The sequence below is a fragment of the Collinsella aerofaciens genome (genome assembly GCF_028206995.1).
Lineage (GTDB): Bacteria > Actinomycetota > Coriobacteriia > Coriobacteriales > Coriobacteriaceae > Collinsella > Collinsella aerofaciens_AQ.
The window spans coordinates 16,304-38,553 of sequence record NZ_JAQLFL010000003.1 but is presented as its reverse complement, the minus strand read 5'-3'; the positions used below and the strand labels follow the sequence as shown (position 1 = coordinate 38,553).

Sequence of the window (22,250 nt, the reverse complement as noted above, 5' to 3'; positions counted from 1 at the left end):
CCCCTTCGACGGTGGCGTTTTGCGCGCGAGCGTATCAGTTGTTATTGCCACCATCGAGCAATGCCTCAAAATCCTTCGCAGGCATGGGGCGGTAGTAGAGGAAGCCCTGAGCGTAGCGGGCGCCCATTTGTCGTAGCATGTTCGCCTGCTCATTCGTCTCGACGCCTTCGACCACGACCGGCAGATGGAGCGACTGCGCCATTTCGAGCATCGATGAAATGATCTGCGTGCTGCGGCCTTGATCGCCGTCGACGGGCGCAATCTGCCAAATGTGCTTGTCGAGCGTCACCATAAAGCCGCTTTCCTCGAGTGCGGGGATATGGGTGCACATGCTGTGGACGGCTATTATTCGACAGGCGGTAGCGCGACGATGCGATGTTCGATGAAAATGCGACTGAGACGATATATGTTGACGGGTATACTTGTCCCGGTTTAAAACGCAGGAACGGAGATGGTCGCATGGCACAGCCGGATACGACGCACACGGTGGGGCTTGCGCTCGAGGGAGGCGGCTACCGCGGTATGTATACGGCGGGCGTGCTCGACGTTTGGATGGAGCACGGTTTGACCTGCGACCATATGGTGGGTGTCTCGGCGGGCGCGGCGTTTGGCTACAACTTTAAATCGCGCCAGATCGGCCGCGCCATTCGCTACAACAAGGCCTATTGTGCCGATAAGCGCTATGCGGGTGTGACCAGCTGGTTGCGAACCGGTGACATGTTCAATGCCGATTTTGCCTATCACGAGGTGCCCATCGAGCGCGATCCCATCGACCTGGAGACATATCGCGCCTGCCCTATGCGGTTTACGTGCGTGTGTACCGATATCGAGACGGGCAAGGCCGTCTACCACGACCTGCCCTATGGCGACGAGCGCGATATCGAGTGGATCCGGGCGTCGTCGGCGATTCCCGTGGCGACGCGTCCCGTTGCTATTGGCGGGCATAAGTATCTGGATGGTGGCGTGGCTGATTCCATTCCCAGCGCTTGGTTGTTTGCGCAGGGGTATGACCGCAATATCGTGGTACTCACGCAGCCGGCGGGCTTTGTGAAGCAACCCAACAGCGTGATGCCCATGCTGCGGCGCGTGTTCCGTCACTACCCGGAGTTTGTTGCAGCGCTCGAGCATCGGCATGAGGTCTACAATGCCACGCTCGATGACTTGGCGCGTCGTGAGGCTGCCGGCGAGGTCTTTGTGGTGCGGCCGAGCGAATCGGTGAAGGTGCCGTCGCTGTGCCGCGAGCCGGATGAGCTCGAGCGTATCTACCAGGTCGGCCGCCACGATGCGGAGGCGACTTTGCCGGCGTTGGAAGCGTATCTGGCGGGGTAGGGCAAACTGCCGTGGACTCGGCGGAAAGCGCATCCCGGAATGGAGGTCCAAACTGGGATGCGCTTTCCATTGCTGAAGATATGAGGCTGCGGATCAGCTGCTCGGCCTAGACTTACGCCTGCTGCCAGGTGTCGACGAGTTCCTTGGCCGCGGCGTGGGGGTCATCGGCGCTGCAGACAGCGCTCACCACAAAGAAGCCGTCGACGCCGGTGGCCTTAAGCTGCGGCAAGTCGGCTGTCTTAACGCCGCCGCCCACCACGATGGGCACGGGGCTTGCCGCGTGGAGTGCGGCCAGGTCCTCAAAGCTCTTGGTGATGATGGAGCCATCGGCTGCGCGTCCGCAATCGCGCTTGGTCTCAGTCTCGTGGAGCGGGCCGATGCCTAGATAGTCGACTAGGCTCATGTCGGCGGTCTTGACGTACTCGAGCATCTCCTCGCAACGGGCCGAAAGGCCCACAATGGCATCGGGGCCCAGCAGCTTGCGGCAGACCTCGACGGGAATATCGCTCTGGCCCACGTGCACGCCGTCGACGGCAATGCCCTGCTCGCGCGCGGCGAGTACGCAGTCCAGGCGGTCATCGATGAGCAGGGCGACCTGACCGGTCTTGCCAGCCTGTGCGATTGCCTGCGCGGCGTCGCCGGTCAGCGCAATGATCTCGCGGGCGCTTGCCACCTTGGAGCGCACCTGGATGCAGGTAAAGCCGGCGTCGAGCGCCTGGGCCACTACATCGCCCATGGGACGTCCCAGCGTGTTTTCGGGGCCGAGTACCAGATAGGCCGAGATATCAAGGTTGTCGCGGATGCTCATCGTGCTTCCTCCTGCTTTTTGATCTGTGCTTCCATGCGCTCGAGCTTGCCGGTCATGGTGTCGGTAAATCCGGGCCGAATATCGGCTTTGAGCACGACTTCGGTGCGGATGCCCTTGCTCGCCAACACAAAGGTTGCGTCGCGCACGACCTGCATGACCTCGTCCCAGTCGCCCTCGATCTCGGTGAACATCGAGGTGGTGCGGTTGGGAAGGCCGCTCTCGCGAATGACGCGCACGACCTCGGCGACCTCGGCGGAGAGCTCATCGCCGGTGCCGCAGGGGGCGATGGCCACGGCGACGAGCGTGTTCATGCCGGTATTGGTTGCGGGATCGGACATGGCCTATGCCTCCTCGAGCTCGAGTCGGTTGTCGGCAATGTCTTGGGCGGTTGCGCGGTAGAGTTCGTCGATAAAGGCGACCTTAAAGCTTGCCGGGGCATCGGCGACAGCGGCGGCACGCGTGCCGGCAACGTTGTAGACGGCGGTGCCGCAGATGGCGGCCGTAAACGGGTCGGCGGCACAGGCGTACACGGCCAGCACGCCTCCCTGCGAGCAGCCGCAGCCGGTGATCTTTGACATGAGCGGGCTGCCGCCGTGGGACTTGGCCACCGTCGTGCCGTCGGTGATCAGGTCGACTTCGCCCGAGACCACTACGGCGCCGCCGGTGTAGCGGGCGAGCGCCACGGCGGCATCGCGGGCGGCGTCGACCGTGTCGGTGGTATCGACACCGCGCACGCGGCTCAGATCAGCCGCCTCGCCCTCAAGACCCCACAGGCCGGCGAGCGCGATGATCTCGGAGGCGTTGCCGCGCACGATGGCGGGCTTGTACTGCTTGAGCTCGTTTACCAACTGGGTGCGCAGGCTGCCGATGCCCAGGCCCACCGGATCGAGCACCCAGGGCTTGCCGGCGTCGTGTGCCGCCTTGGCCGCGCGGGGAATCGTCTGCTCGTAGATGGGGAAGAGCGTGCCCATGTTGAGATAGATGGCGCCGCCGCCGGCAACGAGCGCCTCGCCCTCGTCGGGCAGATAGACCATGGCGGCCGAACCGCCCACGGCGAGCTGCGCATTGGCGACAAAGTCGATCGTCACCGTGTTGGTGATGGAGCCGGCCATCGGATTGGTGGCGCGAATCTCCTCCGCGGCCTTGACCATATGTTGCTTAAGCTGTTTCGAATCAATCACTGCACATGCCTCCTTGGCATAGAAAAGGGGCGCTGTGCATAGACAGCGCCCCTGTAAAGGCGGCATGCTCCCTACGCCAGCATTAACTGACAGGTTCAAAGGATTGGGCCCCATGCCCTCTCAGCCTTGTGGTTTGCACCGCCGGCACTCCCGCATCGAATCTGTTGCTCCCTATACTAGCGCACCTGCCAAAAAGGGACAGGTTTATTTTGGCAGGTCGTTACAATAGGTAGGACCGATACGAATGGGGGCCTTATGATTAAACTTGTGCTGACCGATATGGACGATACGCTGATTCCAGCCGGGCATGACGGCGCCAGCGACTACGCCATTGAGGGTATTCATGCCATGCAGGCGGCGGGTCTGCACTTTGGGCCGGTTTCGGGTCGTCAGCCGTCCGCGATGGGCTGGATGTTCAAAAATCGTTCCGAGTGTTTTTCGACCGGTGCGTTCTGTAACGGCCAGGTGATGTTTGTCGACGGCGAAGTAGTCGCTTCGCGCGCAATCGACAACGATGCTCTGATGCGTTTGGCTGACTATCTGGAGCAAGAGACCGACGATACATTTCTAAAAGTCTACAGCCTGGGCGATGACTTTTGGGGCAACGATGCCTATTGCGTGACGAGCAATCCCGAGCGTGTGCGTCGCGCTATGGAGTCGGGCGGCAATGCGTGGCTCAAAGGCGAAGAGGCCCCGTGTCGTCCCGTCGTCGATGGCGCGCCGGTGTTTAAGGCGAATATCTGGAGTGCCCGTTCGCGTGAGGAGCTCGCGGAGCTACGCGAGCGCGTTGCCGTTGAGGTGCCGGAACTCTCGCTTGTGTTTCCCAACAACCGAGTGCGCCTGTTCGACATCCTTCCGGATGGTTGGGACAAGGGCTGCGCTGCGCTGGAGCTGGCGCGCGCCTTGAGCCTGACGCCCGACGAGGTGGCCGTATTTGGCGATTCCGATAACGACCTGCCCATGATCGGCGCCGTTCTCAACTCCGTTGCGGTCGCCAATGCCAACGAGGCCGTCACGGCTGCCGCGCGCTGGCATATCGGCGCTGCGGCAGACGATGCGGTCGCCGGGGCTCTGCATCAGATTGCCGCCTGCGCCGCGACGGGGGAGATGCCGCCGTTTATGCGCCAGGAGGGTGCGGCCGACGCGAATCTCGCGAACAGCTAAGGAGACAGCCATGAAGCTCCAGCAGCTCAGATATGTCGTCAAAGTTGCCGAATGCGGCAGCATCACCGAGGCCTCGCGCCGACTCTTTGTGTCGCAGCCTTCGATTACCGCGTCGATCCGCGATCTCGAAAACGAGATGGGTGTGCGCATCTTTGAGCGCACTAACAAGGGTGTCGTTGTATCCGAGGAAGGCGAGACCTTCTTGGGCTACGCGCGACAGGTGCTTGACCAGGCCGATCTGCTCGAAGGTAAGTACAAGGGCGCATCCGAGCAGGTGCCGCATTTTAGTGTGAGCTGTCAGCATTATTCCTTTGCCGTCAACGCGTTTGTCGATGTGATCCGTGAGTTCGATGCCGCGCGCTACGACTTTACCCTGCGCGAGGAGCAGACTCACGAGATTATCGAGGACGTCGCGCATATGAAAAGCGAACTCGGCATCCTGTACCTGTCCGAGCACAATCGCGAGGTCATCGAGCGCATGCTGGCGGCCAACGAGCTCGTGTTCGAAGGGCTCTTCTGCGCCACACCGCACGTTTTTGTGTGTGCAGACCATCCGCTGGCGGGCCGCTCCAGCGTGACGCTCGAAGACCTCGAGGACTACCCATTTTTGTCCTATGAGCAGGGCAGCTACAACTCGTTTTACTATTCCGAGGAACTGACCTCGACGTTTGAGCGCCGCAAGAACATCCGCGTGCGCGACCGTGCGACGCTGTTCAACCTGGCTATGGGCCTTAACGGCTACACGGTGTGTTCGGGCGTGATTAGCCACGAACTCAACGGCCCCGGCATTATCTCGATTCCGCTCGATGTGGATGAGTACATGGAGATCGGCATCATCACGCGCAAGAACACGACGCTTACGCGCTACGGTCAAGCCTATATCGACGCGATCCGTCAGCATATCTAGACTGCTGCGTCCTGTACAGGTCAAATCTCTTCATGGCAGTCCCAACTGATATAGGAAGCATCTATATCAAACTGTTATAAACGTATATTTTACGATGGCTATATGAGCGCTCATACTTTGTCCCAGTAAAGCAACCAATGCAAAGGGAGATATCTATGAGTGCTTTAACCACGCTGAACGCGCCGTTTCGCGCCGATATCGTCGGCAGCTTTCTTCGTCCACAGGCCGTAAAGGACGCCCGTGCCGCCTATGCTGCGGGCACACTCGACGCCGCCGGCCTTAAGGCCGTCGAGGATGAGGCCATTCGCGACCTGGTGGACAAGCAAAAGTCCGCTGGCCTGCAGGTGATTACCGATGGCGAGTTTCGCCGCAGTTACTGGCACCTCGACTTTATGTGGGGGCTCAACGGCATTGAACGCCGTACCTCGCGTACGGGCTATATGTTCCACGACGAGGAGACCACAGCCGACACCGCCGTGGTAACCGGCCCCATTAGCGGTGAGAACCATCCGTTCGTCGAGCACTTTAAATTTGTCAAGGCGCTCGAGGGGGAGGGCCAGGTCGCGCGGCAAACCATTCCGGCGCCGATCCAGACGTTCTCCGAAGTCACGCTCGACCGCTGCGACGGCCAGCAGGAGAGCCTGCGCGCTGTCTATAAGACCGATGAGGAACTTGCCGACGCCATCGCAGCCGCTTATCGCACGGTGATCGCCGACCTGTACGCAGCAGGCTGCCGCAACATCCAGTTTGATGACTGCACCTGGGGCATCTACTGCGACACCGATTTTGTCGCCAAAACCGGCATGAGCCCGGTCGACCTGCAAAAGGTAAGCGAGCTGGGCGTGGCGCTCAACAACGCCGCCATCGAGGGCAAGCCCGACGACCTGGTCATTAACACGCACGTGTGCCGTGGTAACTACCACTCTACCTATGCCTTCGAGGGCGGCTATGACCCCATCGCGCCGTACCTGTTCGCGCGCGAGGATGTCGACGCATTTTACCTGGAGTTCGATACGCCGCGCGCCGGTGGCTTTGAGCCGCTCAAGTACGTTGCTCCCGGCAAGAAGGTCGTGTTGGGCCTGGTGACCACCAAGGCCGCTGAGCTTGAGGACGAGGATGCCATCGTCGAGCGTATTCACGAGGCTGCAAAGTACGTGCCGCTCGAGAACCTGTATCTGTCACCTCAGTGCGGCTTTGCCAGCTGCGAGATTGGCAACAAGCTGACCGAGGATGAGCAATGGGCAAAGATCGCGCTGGTCAAGCGCATTGCCGAGCGCGTTTGGAAATAGCGCTAGTGTTTGCAGGTGGCGGCGCGTGCGAGGCATAGTGTATCGCGTACAATGGTTCGGATCGTATCGTTCGGGCAGGTTATCCGATATGCCTGATCGCCCTTCCATTCGAAAGGACATCCATGTCCCAGTCCTCGACGCCCGCCGTCAGCGATGCCATCTACGACGCATCGTCGCTCGGCCGCCCGCGCATGTTCCTGCTCGGCCTACAGCACCTGTTTGCCATGTTTGGCGCCACCGTGCTGGTGCCCGTGCTCACCGGCCTCTCGGTATCGGCAACGCTTTTGTTTGCCGGCTTGGGCACGCTGCTGTTCCACTTCCTGTCGCGCGGTAAGGTGCCGGCATTTTTGGGCTCATCGTTTGCCTTTATTGCCGGTTATGCCGCAATCGCGCCCAACGGCGAGACCGAGCTTTTGCCCTACGCCTGCCTGGGCGTAGCTTGTGCCGGTCTGCTCTATCCGGTGCTGGCGGCGCTCTTCCGCGCGTTTGGCGCCAAGCGTGTCATGCGTTTCTTTCCGCCGGTGGTGACTGGCCCTATCGTCATTTCGATCGGTCTGATCCTGGCAAGCTCCGCCATTGCCAACTGCCAGACCAATTGGCTTGTCGCCGTTATCGCTGTTGCAGTGATCGTCATCTGCAACATCTGGGGCCGCGGCATGGTCAAAATCGTGCCGATCCTGCTGGGCGTCGTGGTGAGCTATGCCGTTGCGGCCGCGTTGGGTGAGGTCGATTTCTCTGGTGTCGCAGCCGCGCCGTGGGTCGGTCTTCCCATCGTGTGGAACAACACCGTGTTTGCGCTCTTTGGTCCGCAGTTTGATAGCGACCTCGCCACGACGGCCATCATCACCATCATGCCGCTGGCCTTTGCAACTATGATCGAGCATATCGGTGATATTTCCGCTATTGGCTCCACCTGCGAGCGCAACTACATTGCCGATCCCGGTCTGCACCGCACGCTGCTCGGTGATGGTCTTGCCACGATTCTGGCTTCGCTCTTTGGCGCTCCGGCCAACACCACGTATGGTGAGAACACCGGCGTGCTTGCCCTGACGCGCGTGTTCGATCCGCGCGTGATTCGCATTGCCGCGTGCTGCGCTATCGTGCTTTCGTTCTGCCCCAAGTTCGCTGCCGTGATTGCCGCCATGCCGGCATGCGTTATCGGCGGCGTGTCGCTCGTGCTTTACGGCATGATCAGCACTGTGGGCGTCCGCAACCTCATCGAGAACCAGGTCGATTTCCAGAACAACCGCAACGTGCTTGTGGCCGCTCTGGTGCTCGTGCTTTCACTCGGCATTGCTTACAGCACTGCCGGTGCCATCGTGCTGGAGCTGGGCGGCGTGACGATTTCGCTTTCCGGTCTTGCCGTGGGCTCGCTGGTTGGCATCGTGCTCAACGCAATTCTGCCCGGCAACGACTTTGAGTTTGCCGTTTCTGAACTCGAGGAGACTGTCGAGTAGAAGTTGTGTTCAGCTAAATCAAAAAATGGCGCCCGTGCGTACGCGTGGGCGCCATTTTTAATGCGTCAGTATCCAGCGTATGCCACGCGCCATTCGTAGATCGGTTTGGGCAAAGTGATTGCCGGGGTTGAGTTCCATCGTTGTTGGGATGCCGCGCTCGATGAGTAGCTCTTCCATTGCACGCGTGTCGTCGAGTACGTGTCTCATCATGCGGTTGGGCGTCTTGGTTTCTTTTTTGCCGAGTGACAGATAGACAGCTTGTGGGCTGCCGGCAAATGGCGCCGTGCTGGCGCGATCGACATAGTCGGGAAACCATAGCGACCCCGATGCGCTCGCGATGCGGTCAAAGGCGTCGGTTTGCCAGAGGGACCAGAGCGCGAAGAGGCCCGCGAGCGAGTAGCCGGCAATGCCGCGCCAGGTGGGCGGCAGTGGGAGCGATAATTCGACCTTTGGGATTATCCGGTTCAGCAGTTCATCGAGAAATCCGGACGCCTGCCCACCAAAAGGTTCGGCATCGCGTACGGTCCCGTCGCATGCCCAGGGGCTCAGCTCGCGATTCCAATCGAGCCCGCCAATGGCGACGAGGGTGAATGGCGGGCAGCCGAGCTCAAGACAACGGTTGTAGACCTCGCTGCCGTCGCCCATGACTACGGGGAGGTAGATGACAGGTACGCTTTCCGCATGATTCGAATAGACGGTTATCTGCTTTCGATGCGCTTCCATGGCCTGCTTCTCTCAGCGTTGTGATATCGACGGTCCCAATTGTCGCACGCTGGCACATATAGGTTGGGCTGCATTAAGAATAATCGCATGCGCAACGCGCGAGCGCAAACTGGAAAACGCCACCGCCGGAGGGGAACTCGGCGATGGCGTCGTTAAACGGTGCTCGGGCTAGGCGCTTTCATGGGTGCCGTCCCGTGCGTTAAAGGCCAAAGGCGTCTATGAGCGCTTGCGGCTCACCACGGCGCCTGCGGCGATGGCGGCTGTTCCCGTAAGGGCGGCTGCCACGATGGCTGCGCTCGAGGCGTCGCCGGTTGCCGCGAGCTTGCCGGTGGTCTTGGCTCCCGTGGCTGCAACTGCAACGGTCTTGGTCGCCTTTGTGCCCTCAGGCTTGGAATCAGGCTTGGAATCCTCGGGCTTGGTCTCCTCGGACGGTGCGATGACGGCTTTCTTGGCGATGACATCGTCGTAGGGAGAATCAATCACGGCGTCGCCCGTGCCAATGACTTGGCCTGCCTCGTACATGATGCCGTCACTGAGCTCTTCTTTGTGGCGATAGTCAATGACTTTGCCGCCTTCAGGCGTCAGGATGCTGGCGCCTTCGATTTCGATGGTGCCGATTGCCTTGCCGTCCGTGCTCATGGCAAGGGCGAAAATCGCTGCCGTGTCTCCCTCGGCCGTGACCTTACTGCGGACGATGGAGATGGTGGCGGGCATAATACCCTCGGTGGTCTGAGCATAGATGCCGATGTTCACGCCCCTGCGCTCAGGGGTGATCTCGCCATCCTGGTCTGTACTGTAGCAGTCGGGGCCATCGCCACCGGTCTCGACATAGCGGGCTATAGCCTTAACAACGGAGTCGCTGATGTAGATGTGACCGCCAGCGACGTTTGGCTGGTGGTTTCTGGTAGAGATTGCAACCGAGAATTTGCCTTCCGCGAACGCGTCCACGATGGAACCATTCTTGATGACGATGTCGTCCCCGTCAGTGATGAGGGCGATGGCCTGGCCGCCGCTCGCGCTTGTGCGGACCGTCACGGTCGCGTGATCGAGCGTAACGCCCTTGTAGGCATAGATACCATATTCAACACCGCTTGCGTCAAGGGAGGCGTTCGTGATCGCGAGACTGCCCTCAGCGTCGACGGCAAGATCTCCCTCGGCGTTCGCCTTGACCTGGCTGCCGCCCGAGATGTTGATGCCGTCTTCAGCCCAAATCGCCGCTTCTTCTATCGAGCTTGCTTCTACCTTGCCACCGCCTTTGATGATGATGTCATTGCCCGCGGCGACGCCGTAACCTTCGCCTCCTTTAGCGATCACTGTGCCAGAGGAATCGATGGTGGTCTTGCCCTTGGATTGGATACCTTCGGTACCGCCCGTTGCATTCACGGTGCCCGAGCCCGTGATAGAGAGGTCGCCCTTTGCCTCAATTCCGTCGGAAGTGGTGCTTGTGGTGTTCACGGTGCCTGGGCCAGAAATGGAGAGGTCGCCTGTGGATTTAATTTCATCGGCCTCGGCTGTCACATTGAGCTCATCCGTGCTATTCGAGCTCGTTATGTTCAACTCCGCTTTCTGGTTAGTGCCATCCTGCGCTTTGATGGCGGCTCCGGTGTAATCGGGCTCGGTTTTCACGGTGTTCTTGCCCTCGTACGCAATGTTGAGCTTGCCCGCGGCCTTGATCTCGCCGCCGTTATAGCCGTTGAGCTTCATGTCATCGGCGCCGTCCCAGCTCCAGGTGCCGGCCTCGTCGCCTGCCGCGGTGCCGGCATTGTACTGGGTGCCGCCGACGTCCACCCACTCCGCCGCGAGCGAGACGCTCGGCATGAGCAGCGAGCTCACCGTGAGCGCGCAGGCCAGGCCGCAGACGATGCGGCGGGTCACGCGGCGCCAGCTGCCGTGTGCGAGCAGCGTGCGACGGCGCACGTCGGGCTCGACAAAATGGGCTCCAGAGGTTTTGTCATTGCGCTTGGGGGTCGTGAACAAGGCGGCCATGGTTACTCCCATCCTCATAGGGCCTATGCGATTACGTCCAGCATATCTGCAGGATGTAGCCGGCGGTAGTGCCGTTTGGAGGGCAAAATGTCCAAAATTCGGGAAACAATACATCGCGCGCCCGTGCTCTGCCCGCCTTTAAAAGAAAAGCGCGGAGCCGCTCGTTGCGACTCCGCGCTTTGCTGTTTTGCTTTAGCAGGCTATGCCGTTACGCCACGAAGAAGTAGACGAGGAAGGCAAGGGCTGCGATCCACATGAGCGGCTTGATCTTGGAGGCCTCGCCCTTAAAGAGCGCGACGATCACGTAGGCGATAAAGCCCAGGCCAATGCCGGCAGAGATGGAGTAGGTGAAGGGCACGCCGGCGACAATCATGAACGCCGGGAAACCCTGCGACACGTCGGACCAGTCGATCTCGGAGGCCTCGCTCATCATGAGGTAGCCGACGTAGACCAGAGCACCGCAGGTGGCGGCGCTGGAAACGATGGTGACGATGGGGGAGAAGAACGCGGCGAGAATGAACAGCACGCCGGTGGTGACGGAGGTGAGGCCCGTGCGGCCACCGTCAGCAGCGCCAGAGGTGGACTCGACGAAGGTGGTGATGGAGGAGACGCCCATAAAGCCACCGGCAGCAGCGGCCACGGAGTCGACGACCAGGATGGGACGGATGTCCTCGACATTGCCGTCCTCGGTCAAGAACTCGCCCTGCTTGGCGACGGCCATCGCGGTGCCCATGGTGTCGAAGAAGTCACTCATAAGCAGCGAGAAGGCAACGACGAGCAGCATCGGGTCGGTCAGAACCTTCACGATGGCCATGTTGCCATCGGCGGTGCTGGCAAACGGGGCGCCAAAGGTCGAGAAGTCGAGCGGTGCGATAAGGCCCTCGGGCGCATGGGTGACGCCCAGCGGGATACCGGCGATAACGGCGACGATGATACCGATGAGCAGCGAGCCCGGCACGTTGCGGGAAGCCAGGGCAACCGTCACGACGATGGAGATGATGCCGACGATAAAGGTGGGGGAGGCGATGTCGCCCAGGCCGACGAGCGTACCGGCGCCAGCAGTGATGATGCCGGCGTCGCACAGGCCGATCATGGCGATGAACAGACCCAAGCCAACTGAGATGGCGTGGCGCAGGACCACAGGGATGGCGTCCATGATGGCTTCGCGCAGGCCGCAAAGGACGAGCAGCAAGATGACGATACCCTCGAGGAAGATAACGCTCATGGCCACATGCCAGTCGCCGCCGCACATGGTGGTGGCGATGCCCGCGATCATGGCGTTGATGCCCAGGCCCGACGCGCAGGCGAGCGGGCGGTTGGCGAAGATACCCATGCAGATGGTCATGATGCCGGCGCCCAGGCAGGTGGCGCAGGCGAGCGCTCCCGCATCGATGCCAGCGCCCGAGAGCACTGCGGGGTTGACGGCGATGATGTAGGCCATCGCCAGGAATGTTGTCAGTCCAGCGCGAAGTTCGGTCCCGATTGTGGACTTGCGCTCACTGACGTGAAAAAGTTCGTCCATGCATACCCTTTCCTTGTTCGGCCCCGAGTTTAGGCCGATTGACACGAACTCATTTACTATATCGCCTTTACAACCTTGCTGTTCTCACATGTTGATGTTCGGCGCTTTGTAGCGGACGGGCGGTATTTTCCGTATGAAAATGTGTGGGTACCGTATACTTAAGCAGTTACAACGACCCCTATGGAGGAACGTATGATTAAAGAGCTCTGCCACGACGAGGCTATCCTGTCCCAGCGTTGCGAGGTTGCGACTGTCGAGGACGAGTCGGTCGCACAGGACCTGATCGATACCATCAAGTCGCTCGAGGACGCCGGCTGCCTTGCCGCCAACCAGATCGGCGTCACCAAGAAGGTCTGCGTCTACCTGGACGATGCCGGCGAGCCCCATGTGCTCTACAACCCCCGCCTGGTGTTTGGCCTGGGTGCCAGCAAGATGGAGGAGAGCTGCCTGACGCACGAGGAGGTCACCAAGTCCACGCGCTATATCAAGTGCAAGGTTGCCTTTGACCAGATCGTCGACGGCAAGATGAAGGAGTGCCGCCGCGACTACGCGGGCTTTGAGGCACAAATGATCCAGCATATGATCGACCACTGTCTCGGCAAGTTGGTCTAAGGGGATCAACGCACCGCACCTTGCCGCTCAATCGTCGCTCGCGTACCTTAAGTACGCTTCGCTCCTCTTTCGTGGCAATCTGCGGCACTTTGACCCCTTAGACGACCTGCGGGGTTAACTTGGTTGAGTTTATCCTGCTTGAATAGCCCGGGTATGACGTTGTTGTCATGTCCGGGCTTTTGTGTTTAGCGCCTCTTTGATTGGTGACAATAAGCTTAGAAAGAGAGAACGTAAAGCTAGGAGGCGCCATGTGCACGAGCATTCGATTTACCGATAATTCTGGCCACATGTATCTGGGCCGCAATCTCGACTGGAGCTTTGACTACGGCCAACAGGTTCGCGTGATGCCGCGCGGGTTTCACATTCCGTATTCGTTTATCGACGACGCGACAGCGGCACACGCGGTGATCGGTATGTGCATCGATTACAAGAACTACCCTATGTTCTTCGATTGCGGCAACGATGCGGGCCTCGCCGTGGCGGGCCTCAATTTCCCGGGTTATGCCGAGTATGCCGAGGGGCCGGTTGATGGAAAGACCAATATCGCGGCCTATGAGTTTCCCCTGTGGGTGGCAGCGACGTTCTCGACGGTCGATGAGGTCGAGGCCGCGCTGCGCGACACGGTGATTGTCGCCAAATCTGCCGGAGAGGGGCTGGGCGTGTCGCTGCTCCATTGGATTATCGGCGACAGCCAGCGTAGCATCGTGGTCGAGATGATGGCTGACGGCCTGCATGTATACGACGATCCGGTCGACACCCTTGCCAACCAGCCGACCTTCCCGTGGCACATGGAAAACCTCCGCACCTATATCACCGCCACAAGCGATTTTCCGCAGACGGCGACATGGCGTGGCGCCGAGCTCAAGCCCTATGGCGCGGGTGCCGGCATGCGCGGTATTCCGGGTGACTGCTATTCGCCGAGCCGTTTTGTAAAGGCGGCGTATCTCAATGCCAATTACCCGCAAAAGGAGAGCGAGACCGAAAACGTCGTCCGTATGTTCCGCTCGCTCGAGGGCGTGGTGATGATTGAGGGGGCGTCCAGGATGGGCGATGGCAAGTTCGAGAAGACTATCTACACCGGATGCTTTAGCGCGCGCACGGGCAATTATTACTACGCGATGTATGGGGATCCGTCGATTCGCTACGTGAGCCTGATGGATGCCGAGGGCGCGAGCCCCGATAGACTCGTGGTTCCCGAGCCGCGTCGTTCGTAGCCGCTAGCTTTACTGCAATGCAAGGCGGCTCTGCGTCTCCCGTGAGATGCAGGGCCGCTGTCGTTGATTTGTGACGTCGCTAGAAGTTGGCGTCGTTGAGTTGTTCGCTCTCGAGGCCGTCGAGCAGTTGCTGTTCGGGCGTATCGGCGACGCTCTCGAGTAACTCGGTGGGGTCGACGTTCATGTTCCTACCGGCTTCGTTGCCGTTGACCAGGTCGTCCGAGAAGATATCGACTTCCATTTCCTCGGCCTCTTCGATCTGAACCTCGAGCGGCACCTGGGTGCGCACGAGCTTAACGGCCGGGCGCATGCGGGCAAACAGCGGCACGTACTCGATGATGATGGCCGAGTTCTCAAGACCGTACCAGCGTGCCGGGCTTCCGCAGGCGCGGCGGACGGCGTACTTGATGGCCATGACGCGGTGGTCGTTGCGGTTGATGTCCGTTTCGGGGGCAAGCATCTTGCGCAGCATGCAAAAACGGAAGTCGCCCACGTTGCCGCGCGTCTCGTAGATGGAGTAGGTGTGATGCTGCGGCGGCAGCTCGCCCGATGCCATCAAGTCGCCAACAATCTGGCGCAGGTAGGCATTGATGCGCTGGTTGACCTTAAAGCCCAGGTCCAAGCGCACGCGGAACAAAAAGTCCGTGCCAAAGGTCTCGACGGAATACTCGTGCGTATAGGGCTCGTCGGTAACGTGCACGTTGATGAACCAGTATGCCTTGGCGCGCTTGGGATGCTTATCCAAGATGGAATAGAGCACGTCGCGGTCGAGTGTGAGTGGATCGGGGCTGTTGGTGAGGAACACCAGATTGTCGGCGAGCACGGGGTAGGTCTCGTCGTTGCGCAGGCGGTTGAGCTGATCGATGTACTTGGAGACGGGCAGCAGGATCGTTTGCGTGCGCTCGATGGCGGTACCGCGACGCCACACGTACATAAGGCCAAACAGCAGCGAGGCCAAGAAGATCATCACATAGCCGCCGTCAAAGAACATAGTGAGGCACGAGGCAAAGAAGCACAGCTCAATGGCACCGAAGAGCAGGGCGAAGACGCAGGCGCCCAGCTTGTGCTTGAGGATGCCGGCGATGTAGCTCGTCAAAAGCGTCGTGGTCATGAGCATGGTCACGGTAATGGCGAGGCCGTAGGCGCTCTCCATGCGCTCGGAGTTTTGGAACAGCAGCACGATGAAGATACAGCCGACCCACATGATGTTGTTGACGAGCGGAATATAGAGTTGGCCCTTGGTGTCGCTGGGGTAGTGGATGCGCAGATGCGGCATAAGGTTGAGGCGCGTGGCCTCGGATACCAGCGAGAACGAGCCGGTGATGAGCGCCTGCGAGGCGATGATGGCCGCCACGGCCGAAAGCACGATGGCAAAGGGGCGCAGGGGCTCGGGGAGCATCATATAGAACGGGTTGACGATATCCATCGCGAGCATCTGGGGGTTGGAGTTATTGGCGAGCAGCCAAGCTCCTTGACCCAGATAGTTGAGGATAAGGGCCGCCTTAACAAACGGCCAGGATGCATAGATGTTTGCCTTGCCCACGTGGCCCATATCCGAGTAGAGGGCCTCGGCGCCGGTCGTCGACAGAAAGACGAAGCCGAGCACCATGATGCCCGAGTGGTTGATGGGCGAGAACAGGAACATGATGCCGCGGATGGGGTTGAGTGCGCGTAGGATGGACAGGTTGCCGAGCATGTTGAACAGGCCGGCGCCAGCCAAGAACAGGAACCACAGCGTCATGAGCGGGCCGAACAGCTTGCCGATCGACGAAGTGCCGGCGCGCTGCATGGCAAACAGGCCGCAGATAATGATGATGGTGATGATGATGACGTTGGTCTGGCCGTCGCCCAAAAGCGCATGGCCCCACTCGATAGTGCGCAAGCCCTCGATGGCCGTGGTGACCGTGACGGCGGGGGTGAGGATGCCGTCGGCGAGCAGCGCCGCGCCGCCGATCATGGCGGGAAGGATCAGCCACGGCGCCACTTTGCGCACCAAGCTAAACAGGGCGAAGATGCCGCCTTCGTTGTGGTTATCGGCCTTCATGGCGATTACCACGTACTTGACCGTGGTCACGAGCGTCATAGTCCAGATGACGAGCGAAAGCGCGCCCAGAATCATGTCCTCGCTGACGGTGCCGATGCCGCCGTTGTTGGCGACGATTGATTTCATGGTGTACATAGGGCTCGTGCCGATGTCGCCGTATACGACGCCGAGCGTTACGAGCAGCATGCCAGCGGAGAGGGGAATGACGCCATGCCCGCCTTGACCACGCTGGTCTTGGGGGCTTGCCTCCAGTTTGTTGTGTGCCACGTGGACTCCCTTGGACATCTGGCCTCTGCAAGGAGCAGTAGACCTTTATGCCATCTTTATACATATAAGAGCAGTTTGGCACATCGGGGTGTTTTAGACAATAATCCCCAGCTGGGGATTATTTATATACGTAGGTAACATTTCAAAACAGGGGCTTTTAAGCACGTACTGTTTGGACGATGCCGGCCTTGGCGCTTGCGCGTTTGCCGGCGAGTTCGCAAAAAATCGCGCCGCCGATGATAAGCACGGCGCCCATCAGACGGATCGGTGTTATGGCTTCGCCCAAAAGGACGGCCGAGAACACGACCGCTGAAAGCGGCTCGAGGTAGCCGACGACGGCGACGGTCTGGACGGGCAGTTTGGCGACAGCACTAAAGTAGAGCAGGCAGCCGATGCCGGTGTTGACGACGCCGAGCATGACGACGGCGCGCCAATCAATACTGGCGGCGACGCCGGCGGACAGGAATGAGGGGACGCCCTGCGTGATGAGCGTGAGGACCAGCGCGGTCACAAAGGCGGCGCTCACCTGGAGCGCGGAGTTCTCGAGGCCCTCGATGTGCGGCGCGCCCTTGCTGGCGATGACCATCAGCGCATAGCAAAATGCCGAGGCGATGCCGCAGACGATGCCCGCAATGGGCATGTTGCCGCCGAGACCTTGCGCTGCAATGAGAAAAGCGCCGCAGGCGACGGCGATAAACCCGGCGATTTTGCCACCGGTCAGTTTTTCGCCAAAGATGAGCGGGGAGAGCGTCATGACAATGATGGGGCCGCAGTAGTACAGCAGCGAGGATACGCCGACGCCGATCGTCTGGTAGGCGCGGAACAGAAAAATCCAGCTGGCGCCCAGCGCGGCCCCCGAGAGGAGGAGGGCTGCGGCTTCGCGGGGACGAGATGGTGCCTGCAACTTATGGCGTTGGGTGATGGCGAGGATGGTGACAAGCGAGAGTGCGCCCAAAAACGTGCGCAGGAGCACGATATCGGAGCTCGGCAGCGCGATGGCAGCGGCGATGATGCCGTTGGAGCCAAACAATAGCAATGCTGCTAAGTACGTAAACAGTCCGTTGTTCATGCGCTGACATCCCCTCTATATCTGTGCATATTCACTATGGGTGAACTGGCTATAGAAGAAAAGCGAATATAATTCATGGATGACATGACAAAAACTCATGTAAAGGTGGAGGAGTGCCGTGGAAACGAATATTCAAAAGATGCAGGTGCTGCTCGAGACCGTGCACGCCGGCAGTTTTACGCGCGCTGCCGAGCGGCTGAGCTATTCGCAGTCGGGTGTGAGCCGTATGGTGGCCGATCTCGAGGCCGACTGGGGCTTTAAAGTGCTCGATAGAAGCCGCGAGGGCGTAGTGCTTTCTGCCGATGGGCGGCAAGTCATGCCGGCGGTCGAGGCGTTATGCGAGGAATTCGTTCGTTTGCAGCGACGGGTGGATGAGATGCGTGGACTCATGCGCGGCAAAATCTGCATCGGTACGTTTTCGAGTGTGGCAACCCACGTACTGCCGCCGGTGATTGCGCGCTTTCGCGCCGATCATCCAGACGTCGATTATGAGTTGCTGATGGGCGACTATTCGGAGATTGAGCAATGGGTGGTGGAAGGTCGTTGCGACCTGGGCTTTATTCCGCGCGAGCCACGCGGCGCCGGCATGGCGTCGCGGCCGTTGGTGCAAGATGAGCTGATGGCCGTGGTGCCAGCGGACTCCTCGCTTGCCGCGGCGGAGGTCGTCTCTCTTGCCGATTTGGCCAACGAGCAGTTTATTCTGCTGGAACGCGGTAGCGACGATGAGATTACGCCGCTGTTTCGTCGGGCGGGGCTGGCAGTGCGCTCAAAACTGTCGACTTGGGATGACTATGCGATTATGGCTATGGTCGAGGACGGCTTGGGTGTGAGCATTCTTCCTGCGCTCATCTTGCGCCGCTGTCAGTTCGATGTTGCCGTGCGCCCACTCGAGGGGCATCCCCATCGGCAGATCAATGCGATATATCGCACGGCTGACGTTTCGCTTGCTGCCGCCCGTTTCCTCGAATACCTCTAAACGTGTACACGTCATTGTCCGCTTTGGGCAAATCTCGGAGTTCAGTACGTTTTCTTATGAAATTGAACTTTCGAATGAGGTACGGCGCTATACTGCTTGCTAAATTGAACCTTGGTTCAATTCGTGTTCTATAAATTGAACTTTGCCAGCAAGGAGGTTCTAGTGGCCCAAGAGACGTTTAGCGATCGCCTGCGACAAACCATGTCCGATCGCGACGTTCGCCAGTCGGACGTAATCCGCGCATCGGAGATGCTCGGCAAAAAACTCGGCAAGAGTCAGATGAGCCAATATGTGAGCGGCAAGACGATTCCGCGGCGCGATGTGGCAGAGCTGCTCGCCCGCATTTTGGAGGTCGATGTTACCTGGCTGCTTGCCGGTGACGCCGATCAAGGCGAGACATCATCGCCCCGTAACGTTTCCAAGCCCGAACCCCATCCCTCAGCTCAAATTCCAAGGAGCACCACCATGCGTACTTTTTCTAAATCTACCAAGCTTGATAACGTCCTGTATGATGTGCGCGGTCCCGTCGTCGACGAGGCTGCCCGTATGGAGGACGAGGGCGAGCGCATCCTCAAGCTCAATATCGGCAACCCGGCGCCCTTTGGTTTCCGCACGCCCGATGAGGTCATTAAGGATATGCGCCAGCAGCTGCCCGACTGCGAAGGCTATTCCAACTCGCGCGGCCTGTTCTCTGCGCGCAAGGCGATTATGCAGTACTCGCAGATCAAGGGCCTTCCCAACGTTCAGATGGAGCATATCTACACGGGCAACGGCGTGTCCGAGCTCATTCAGCTTTCGATGAATGCGCTGCTCGACAATGGCGACGAGATTCTGATCCCCAGCCCCGACTATCCGCTCTGGACGGCGTGCGCAACCCTTGCCGGCGGTCATCCTGTGCACTATCTGTGCGATGAGCAGGCGGATTGGTATCCCGACCTGGAGGATATGGAGTCCAAGATTACGAGCGCGACCAAAGCCCTCGTCATCATCAACCCCAACAACCCCACGGGTTCTGTCTATCCGCGCGAGGTGCTCGAGGGCATCGTCGAGATTGCACGCAGGCATCAGCTGATGATCTTTGCCGATGAGATCTACGACCGCCTGTGCATGGACGGCTACGAGCACGTCTCGATTGCCTCGCTCGCCCCCGATCTGCCCTGTGTCACCTTTAGCGGCCTTTCCAAGTCGCACATGATCGCGGGCTATCGCATTGGCTGGATGGTGCTTTCGGGCAACCAGCGCTGCATGAGCGACTTCATCATGGGCATCAACATGCTCTCCAACATGCGCCTGTGCTCCAACGTGCCGGCTCAGTCGATCGTCCAGACGGCGCTCGGCGGCCATCAGTCCGTTAACGACTACATCCGTCCCGGCGGCCGTGTCTACGAGCAGCGCAACTTTGTGTATGAGGCGCTCAACAAGATTGACGGCATCTCGGTGGTTAAGCCGCGTGCGGCGTTCTACATCTTCCCCAAGATGGATGTTAAAAAGTTCAACATCACCGATGACGAGCAGTTTGCCCTCGACCTGCTGCACGAGAAGAAGATTCTGATCACGCGCGGCGGCGGCTTTAACTGGGCAGAGCCCGATCACTTCCGCATCGTGTACCTGCCGCGCATGGAAGTACTCAAAGAGTCCCTCGAAGACCTCGCCGACTTCTTCGATCATTACCGCCAAGCGTAACTAGTTCCGCCGTTCTACCGAACGGCGGACCGCTTGACGCTGCGCGAGCCGCATTCACACCAATCTGACGTTCAACTTCAAGGGCGCGACCAGAAGGTCAGCGCCCTTTCGTTTCACGTCACCTTGGTGCAAATGCGGCTCGCTCGCTGTCGTATACTCAGCCTGCGTCGTTATCATGGTCCATTAGGGACGGAGGAAAACAGATCATTTTCCTTGACTCGCGGAACTATATAACGACGCCGTTGCAATGATCGATTTCGTGTTGGATGATCTCGGCGGTGTAGCCCGAGAAGTTCTTGATGCGGTGGACGAAGTTCTCGTCCAGATACTCAACCTTAATGCGGCGATAGCGGGTACAGGGACGCTCGCCGATCAGCGAGAGGCATCCTTCGCTCGTCTGATAAGCGTTGACCTGCTCAAGAATTTGCGGGTTGTACATGAGCAGCGACTTGCTGCCGTCTTTTACGCAGATGATGCGTTTGCGCACGCCGATCATATTGGCGGCGAGGCCCACGCACTCGTGTTCATGCTCATGGAGCGTATCCAGGAGGTCTTGCCCGATCACGGCGTCGTCGGGCTCCGCGTCTTCGGAAGGCAGGCGTAAAAAGAACTCGGATTTCATGATGGGCTTAATCATGGCGGGCTCCTTAAGGTGGATACGTTTGGTTCAGGCCATGATACCGCGACATGTCGCATTAATGTGTGCACATAGATTCTGCAGCTAGATTGGATGGCAACACCATAAACTAATGGACGTTTTGCCGAGAGGCATGAATGTTTAAAGCGCAAAGAGTGCGCGACGGGCCCCGCGAATGGGGCGATGATGCCCGAGAGGGCTAAGAAGGAGTCTCATGTCCGAGAACGAAGAGATCATGAACGAGACCGAGAACGAGACCATGGCTGCCGAGGTTGAGGCAGTCGAGACCGTGGAGACCGAAGCTGCCGAGGTTGAGGCTGCTGACGAGGTTTCCGCCGAGGAGGAGGCCGAGGTTGTCGAGGCCGCCGTTGATTACGATGACGAAGAGCTGATGGACAAGATGCAGAAGGCCGCCCGCCTGCTGCGTAGCCGTCGCTTTGCTATTTCCAAGGAGGAGGAGGCCAAGGCCGAGCGCATGGCGAACATCGAGCGCGCCATCAAGCTTCTTGACCTCAAGCCCAAGATGGAGCAGAAGGAAATGTCCGACCTGCTGGGCATGCGCCTCCGTGAGCTCGATGGCCTGATGGCCGAGGCCGAGGCTGCCGATCTGGTCGGCCGCATCGACGACGCCGAGGGCGATATGCGCAAGATTGTTGTCTTCGCCGCCGAGGATGCCGCTGAGGGCCTGGTCGAGCTTGCCAACAAGAAGGAGAAGCTCCTGCCCGAGCTTTCTTATGAGGAGGCCACCGAGCTGATGGCCGCTCTCGATAAGGTTATCGCTCCGCTCGTCGCCATGGGCCTGGACGAGGACCGCAGTCCTCGCGGCGGCCGTGACGACCGTGGCGGCCGTGGCGGCGACCGTGGCGGTCGCGGCGGCTTTGGCGATCGCGGTGGCCGTGGCGGTGACCGTGGCGGTCGCGGTGGCGATCGCGGCGGCCGTGGCGGCTTTGGTGACCGTGGCGGCGACCGTGGCGGTCGCGGCGGCTTTGGCGGCAACCGTGGTGGCTATGGCGATCGCGGCGGCAACCGTGGTGGCTTCGGCGGTAACCGTGGTAACGACCGCGGCGGTCGTGGTGGCGACCGTGGCGGCCGCAACGGCGGCGGCTTCCGCGGTAACCGTTTTTAGTTACGGCGTTTTACCAAACGCCGTAACGGCTCGACGCTGCGCGGGCCGCATTTGGACAATCTGACGTTCAACTTCAAGGGCGCGACCAGAAGGTCAGCGCCCTTTCGTTTCACGTCACCTTGCCTCAAATGCGACCCGCTCGCTGTCCGTCCTCTGCCTGCGGCGTTGTCTTGCTCCGGATGCGGCAGTTAGGGACGTTCCTTTTAATATGAGCAGGACATTGTCAAGAGGCAAAATCGGGCCTGGCCCCAACGAT

Annotated in this window: 20 protein-coding genes and 1 riboswitch; of the genes, 10 read left to right on the top strand and 10 right to left on the bottom strand. The window is 59.8% G+C overall.

The window, feature by feature from the left end:
- Positions 1–34: 34 nt before the first annotated feature.
- Positions 35–331 (bottom strand): EAL domain-containing protein, encoded by a 297-nt coding sequence (locus PMX60_RS03265; RefSeq protein ID WP_271746871.1) that lies wholly within the window; start codon positions 329–331, stop codon positions 35–37.
- A 128-nt stretch (positions 332–459) separates the two neighbouring features.
- Between PMX60_RS03265 and PMX60_RS03260 the strand changes: the two genes are divergently transcribed.
- A complete protein-coding gene (locus PMX60_RS03260; RefSeq protein WP_271746869.1) occupies positions 460–1,329 on the top strand; it encodes a patatin-like phospholipase family protein in 870 nt (289 codons plus the stop codon).
- 112 nt (positions 1,330–1,441) lie between these two features.
- On the opposite strand, the gene PMX60_RS03255 is transcribed toward PMX60_RS03260, so the two are convergent.
- Genes PMX60_RS03255 through thiM form a run of 3 tightly spaced genes read right to left on the bottom strand, consistent with a single transcriptional unit; the run spans position 1,442 to position 3,318 of the window.
- The gene (locus tag PMX60_RS03255; protein WP_271746868.1) at positions 1,442–2,137 is read right to left on the bottom strand and encodes a thiamine phosphate synthase; all 696 of its coding nucleotides are present in this window, start codon (positions 2,135–2,137) and stop codon (positions 1,442–1,444) included.
- Positions 2,134–2,475 carry a thiamine-binding protein gene (locus tag PMX60_RS03250; RefSeq protein ID WP_229107852.1) on the bottom strand — a complete coding sequence of 114 codons (342 nt, stop codon included), beginning with the start codon at positions 2,473–2,475 and terminating at the stop codon, positions 2,134–2,136. The genes PMX60_RS03255 and PMX60_RS03250 overlap by 4 nt, the downstream gene beginning before the upstream one ends.
- 3 nt (positions 2,476–2,478) lie before the next feature.
- Positions 2,479–3,318, bottom strand: a complete 840-nt coding sequence (thiM, locus tag PMX60_RS03245; RefSeq protein ID WP_271746867.1) for a hydroxyethylthiazole kinase — start codon at positions 3,316–3,318, stop codon at positions 2,479–2,481.
- Between the two features lie 51 nt (positions 3,319–3,369).
- A riboswitch (TPP riboswitch) is annotated at positions 3,370–3,480 on the bottom strand.
- Positions 3,481–3,573: 93 nt separating this feature from the next.
- On the opposite strand from thiM, the gene PMX60_RS03240 reads away from it, so the two are divergent.
- From PMX60_RS03240 to PMX60_RS03225, 4 genes are all read left to right on the top strand, one after another.
- Positions 3,574–4,482, top strand: a complete 909-nt coding sequence (locus PMX60_RS03240) for an HAD-IIB family hydrolase (protein ID WP_271746865.1) — start codon at positions 3,574–3,576, stop codon at positions 4,480–4,482.
- A gap of 10 nt (positions 4,483–4,492) precedes the next feature.
- Complete coding sequence (locus PMX60_RS03235) at positions 4,493–5,389, top strand: LysR family transcriptional regulator (protein ID WP_271746863.1); 897 nt, start codon at positions 4,493–4,495, stop codon at positions 5,387–5,389.
- A 155-nt stretch (positions 5,390–5,544) separates the two neighbouring features.
- Positions 5,545–6,678 carry a 5-methyltetrahydropteroyltriglutamate--homocysteine S-methyltransferase gene (locus PMX60_RS03230; protein ID WP_271746862.1) on the top strand — a complete coding sequence of 378 codons (1,134 nt, stop codon included), beginning with the start codon at positions 5,545–5,547 and terminating at the stop codon, positions 6,676–6,678.
- 122 nt (positions 6,679–6,800) lie between these two features.
- Complete coding sequence (locus PMX60_RS03225) at positions 6,801–8,135, top strand: uracil-xanthine permease family protein (RefSeq protein WP_271746861.1); 1,335 nt, start codon at positions 6,801–6,803, stop codon at positions 8,133–8,135.
- 57 nt (positions 8,136–8,192) lie between these two features.
- On the opposite strand, the gene PMX60_RS03220 is transcribed toward PMX60_RS03225, so the two are convergent.
- The 3 genes from PMX60_RS03220 to PMX60_RS03210 all read right to left on the bottom strand — a co-directional run bounded on the left by PMX60_RS03220 (position 8,193) and on the right by PMX60_RS03210 (position 12,366).
- Positions 8,193–8,858: an alpha/beta hydrolase gene (locus PMX60_RS03220; protein WP_271746860.1), complete on the bottom strand. Its 666-nt coding sequence runs from the start codon at positions 8,856–8,858 to the stop codon at positions 8,193–8,195.
- Positions 8,859–9,074: 216 nt separating this feature from the next.
- The gene (locus PMX60_RS03215) at positions 9,075–10,844 is read right to left on the bottom strand and encodes a hypothetical protein (protein ID WP_271746859.1); all 1,770 of its coding nucleotides are present in this window, start codon (positions 10,842–10,844) and stop codon (positions 9,075–9,077) included.
- Between the two features lie 208 nt (positions 10,845–11,052).
- Entirely contained in the window at positions 11,053–12,366 is a 1,314-nt protein-coding gene (locus tag PMX60_RS03210) for an NCS2 family permease (protein WP_195192972.1), read from the bottom strand.
- Between the two features lie 192 nt (positions 12,367–12,558).
- Between PMX60_RS03210 and PMX60_RS03205 the strand changes: the two genes are divergently transcribed.
- Both PMX60_RS03205 and bsh read left to right on the top strand, forming a co-directional pair.
- Positions 12,559–12,978 (top strand): peptide deformylase, encoded by a 420-nt coding sequence (locus PMX60_RS03205; protein WP_271746858.1) that lies wholly within the window; start codon positions 12,559–12,561, stop codon positions 12,976–12,978.
- Between the two features lie 248 nt (positions 12,979–13,226).
- Complete coding sequence (bsh, locus tag PMX60_RS03200) at positions 13,227–14,192, top strand: choloylglycine hydrolase (protein ID WP_055310022.1); 966 nt, start codon at positions 13,227–13,229, stop codon at positions 14,190–14,192.
- 79 nt (positions 14,193–14,271) lie between these two features.
- Here bsh and PMX60_RS03195 read toward each other — a convergent pair whose 3' ends face one another.
- On the bottom strand, positions 14,272–16,521 hold the full coding sequence (locus tag PMX60_RS03195; RefSeq protein ID WP_334203712.1) for a KUP/HAK/KT family potassium transporter: 2,250 nt from the start codon (positions 16,519–16,521) through the stop codon (positions 14,272–14,274).
- Positions 16,522–16,660: 139 nt separating this feature from the next.
- Entirely contained in the window at positions 16,661–17,572 is a 912-nt protein-coding gene (locus PMX60_RS03190) for a DMT family transporter (protein WP_271746857.1), read from the bottom strand.
- A 118-nt stretch (positions 17,573–17,690) separates the two neighbouring features.
- Here PMX60_RS03190 and PMX60_RS03185 point away from each other — a divergent pair, with 118 nt between their 5' ends.
- Both PMX60_RS03185 and PMX60_RS03180 read left to right on the top strand, forming a co-directional pair.
- Positions 17,691–18,548: a LysR family transcriptional regulator gene (locus PMX60_RS03185; RefSeq protein WP_271746856.1), complete on the top strand. Its 858-nt coding sequence runs from the start codon at positions 17,691–17,693 to the stop codon at positions 18,546–18,548.
- Between the two features lie 201 nt (positions 18,549–18,749).
- A complete protein-coding gene (locus PMX60_RS03180; RefSeq protein ID WP_271746970.1) occupies positions 18,750–20,231 on the top strand; it encodes an aminotransferase class I/II-fold pyridoxal phosphate-dependent enzyme in 1,482 nt (493 codons plus the stop codon).
- Between the two features lie 226 nt (positions 20,232–20,457).
- Here the strand turns inward: PMX60_RS03180 and PMX60_RS03175 are convergent, their stop codons facing one another.
- A complete protein-coding gene (locus tag PMX60_RS03175) occupies positions 20,458–20,868 on the bottom strand; it encodes a peptide deformylase (RefSeq protein WP_271746855.1) in 411 nt (136 codons plus the stop codon).
- 214 nt (positions 20,869–21,082) lie between these two features.
- Between PMX60_RS03175 and PMX60_RS03170 the strand changes: the two genes are divergently transcribed.
- Positions 21,083–21,994, top strand: coding sequence for a hypothetical protein (locus tag PMX60_RS03170; protein ID WP_271746854.1), 912 nt, complete (start codon positions 21,083–21,085; stop codon positions 21,992–21,994).
- The last annotated feature ends 256 nt before the right edge of the window (positions 21,995–22,250 follow it).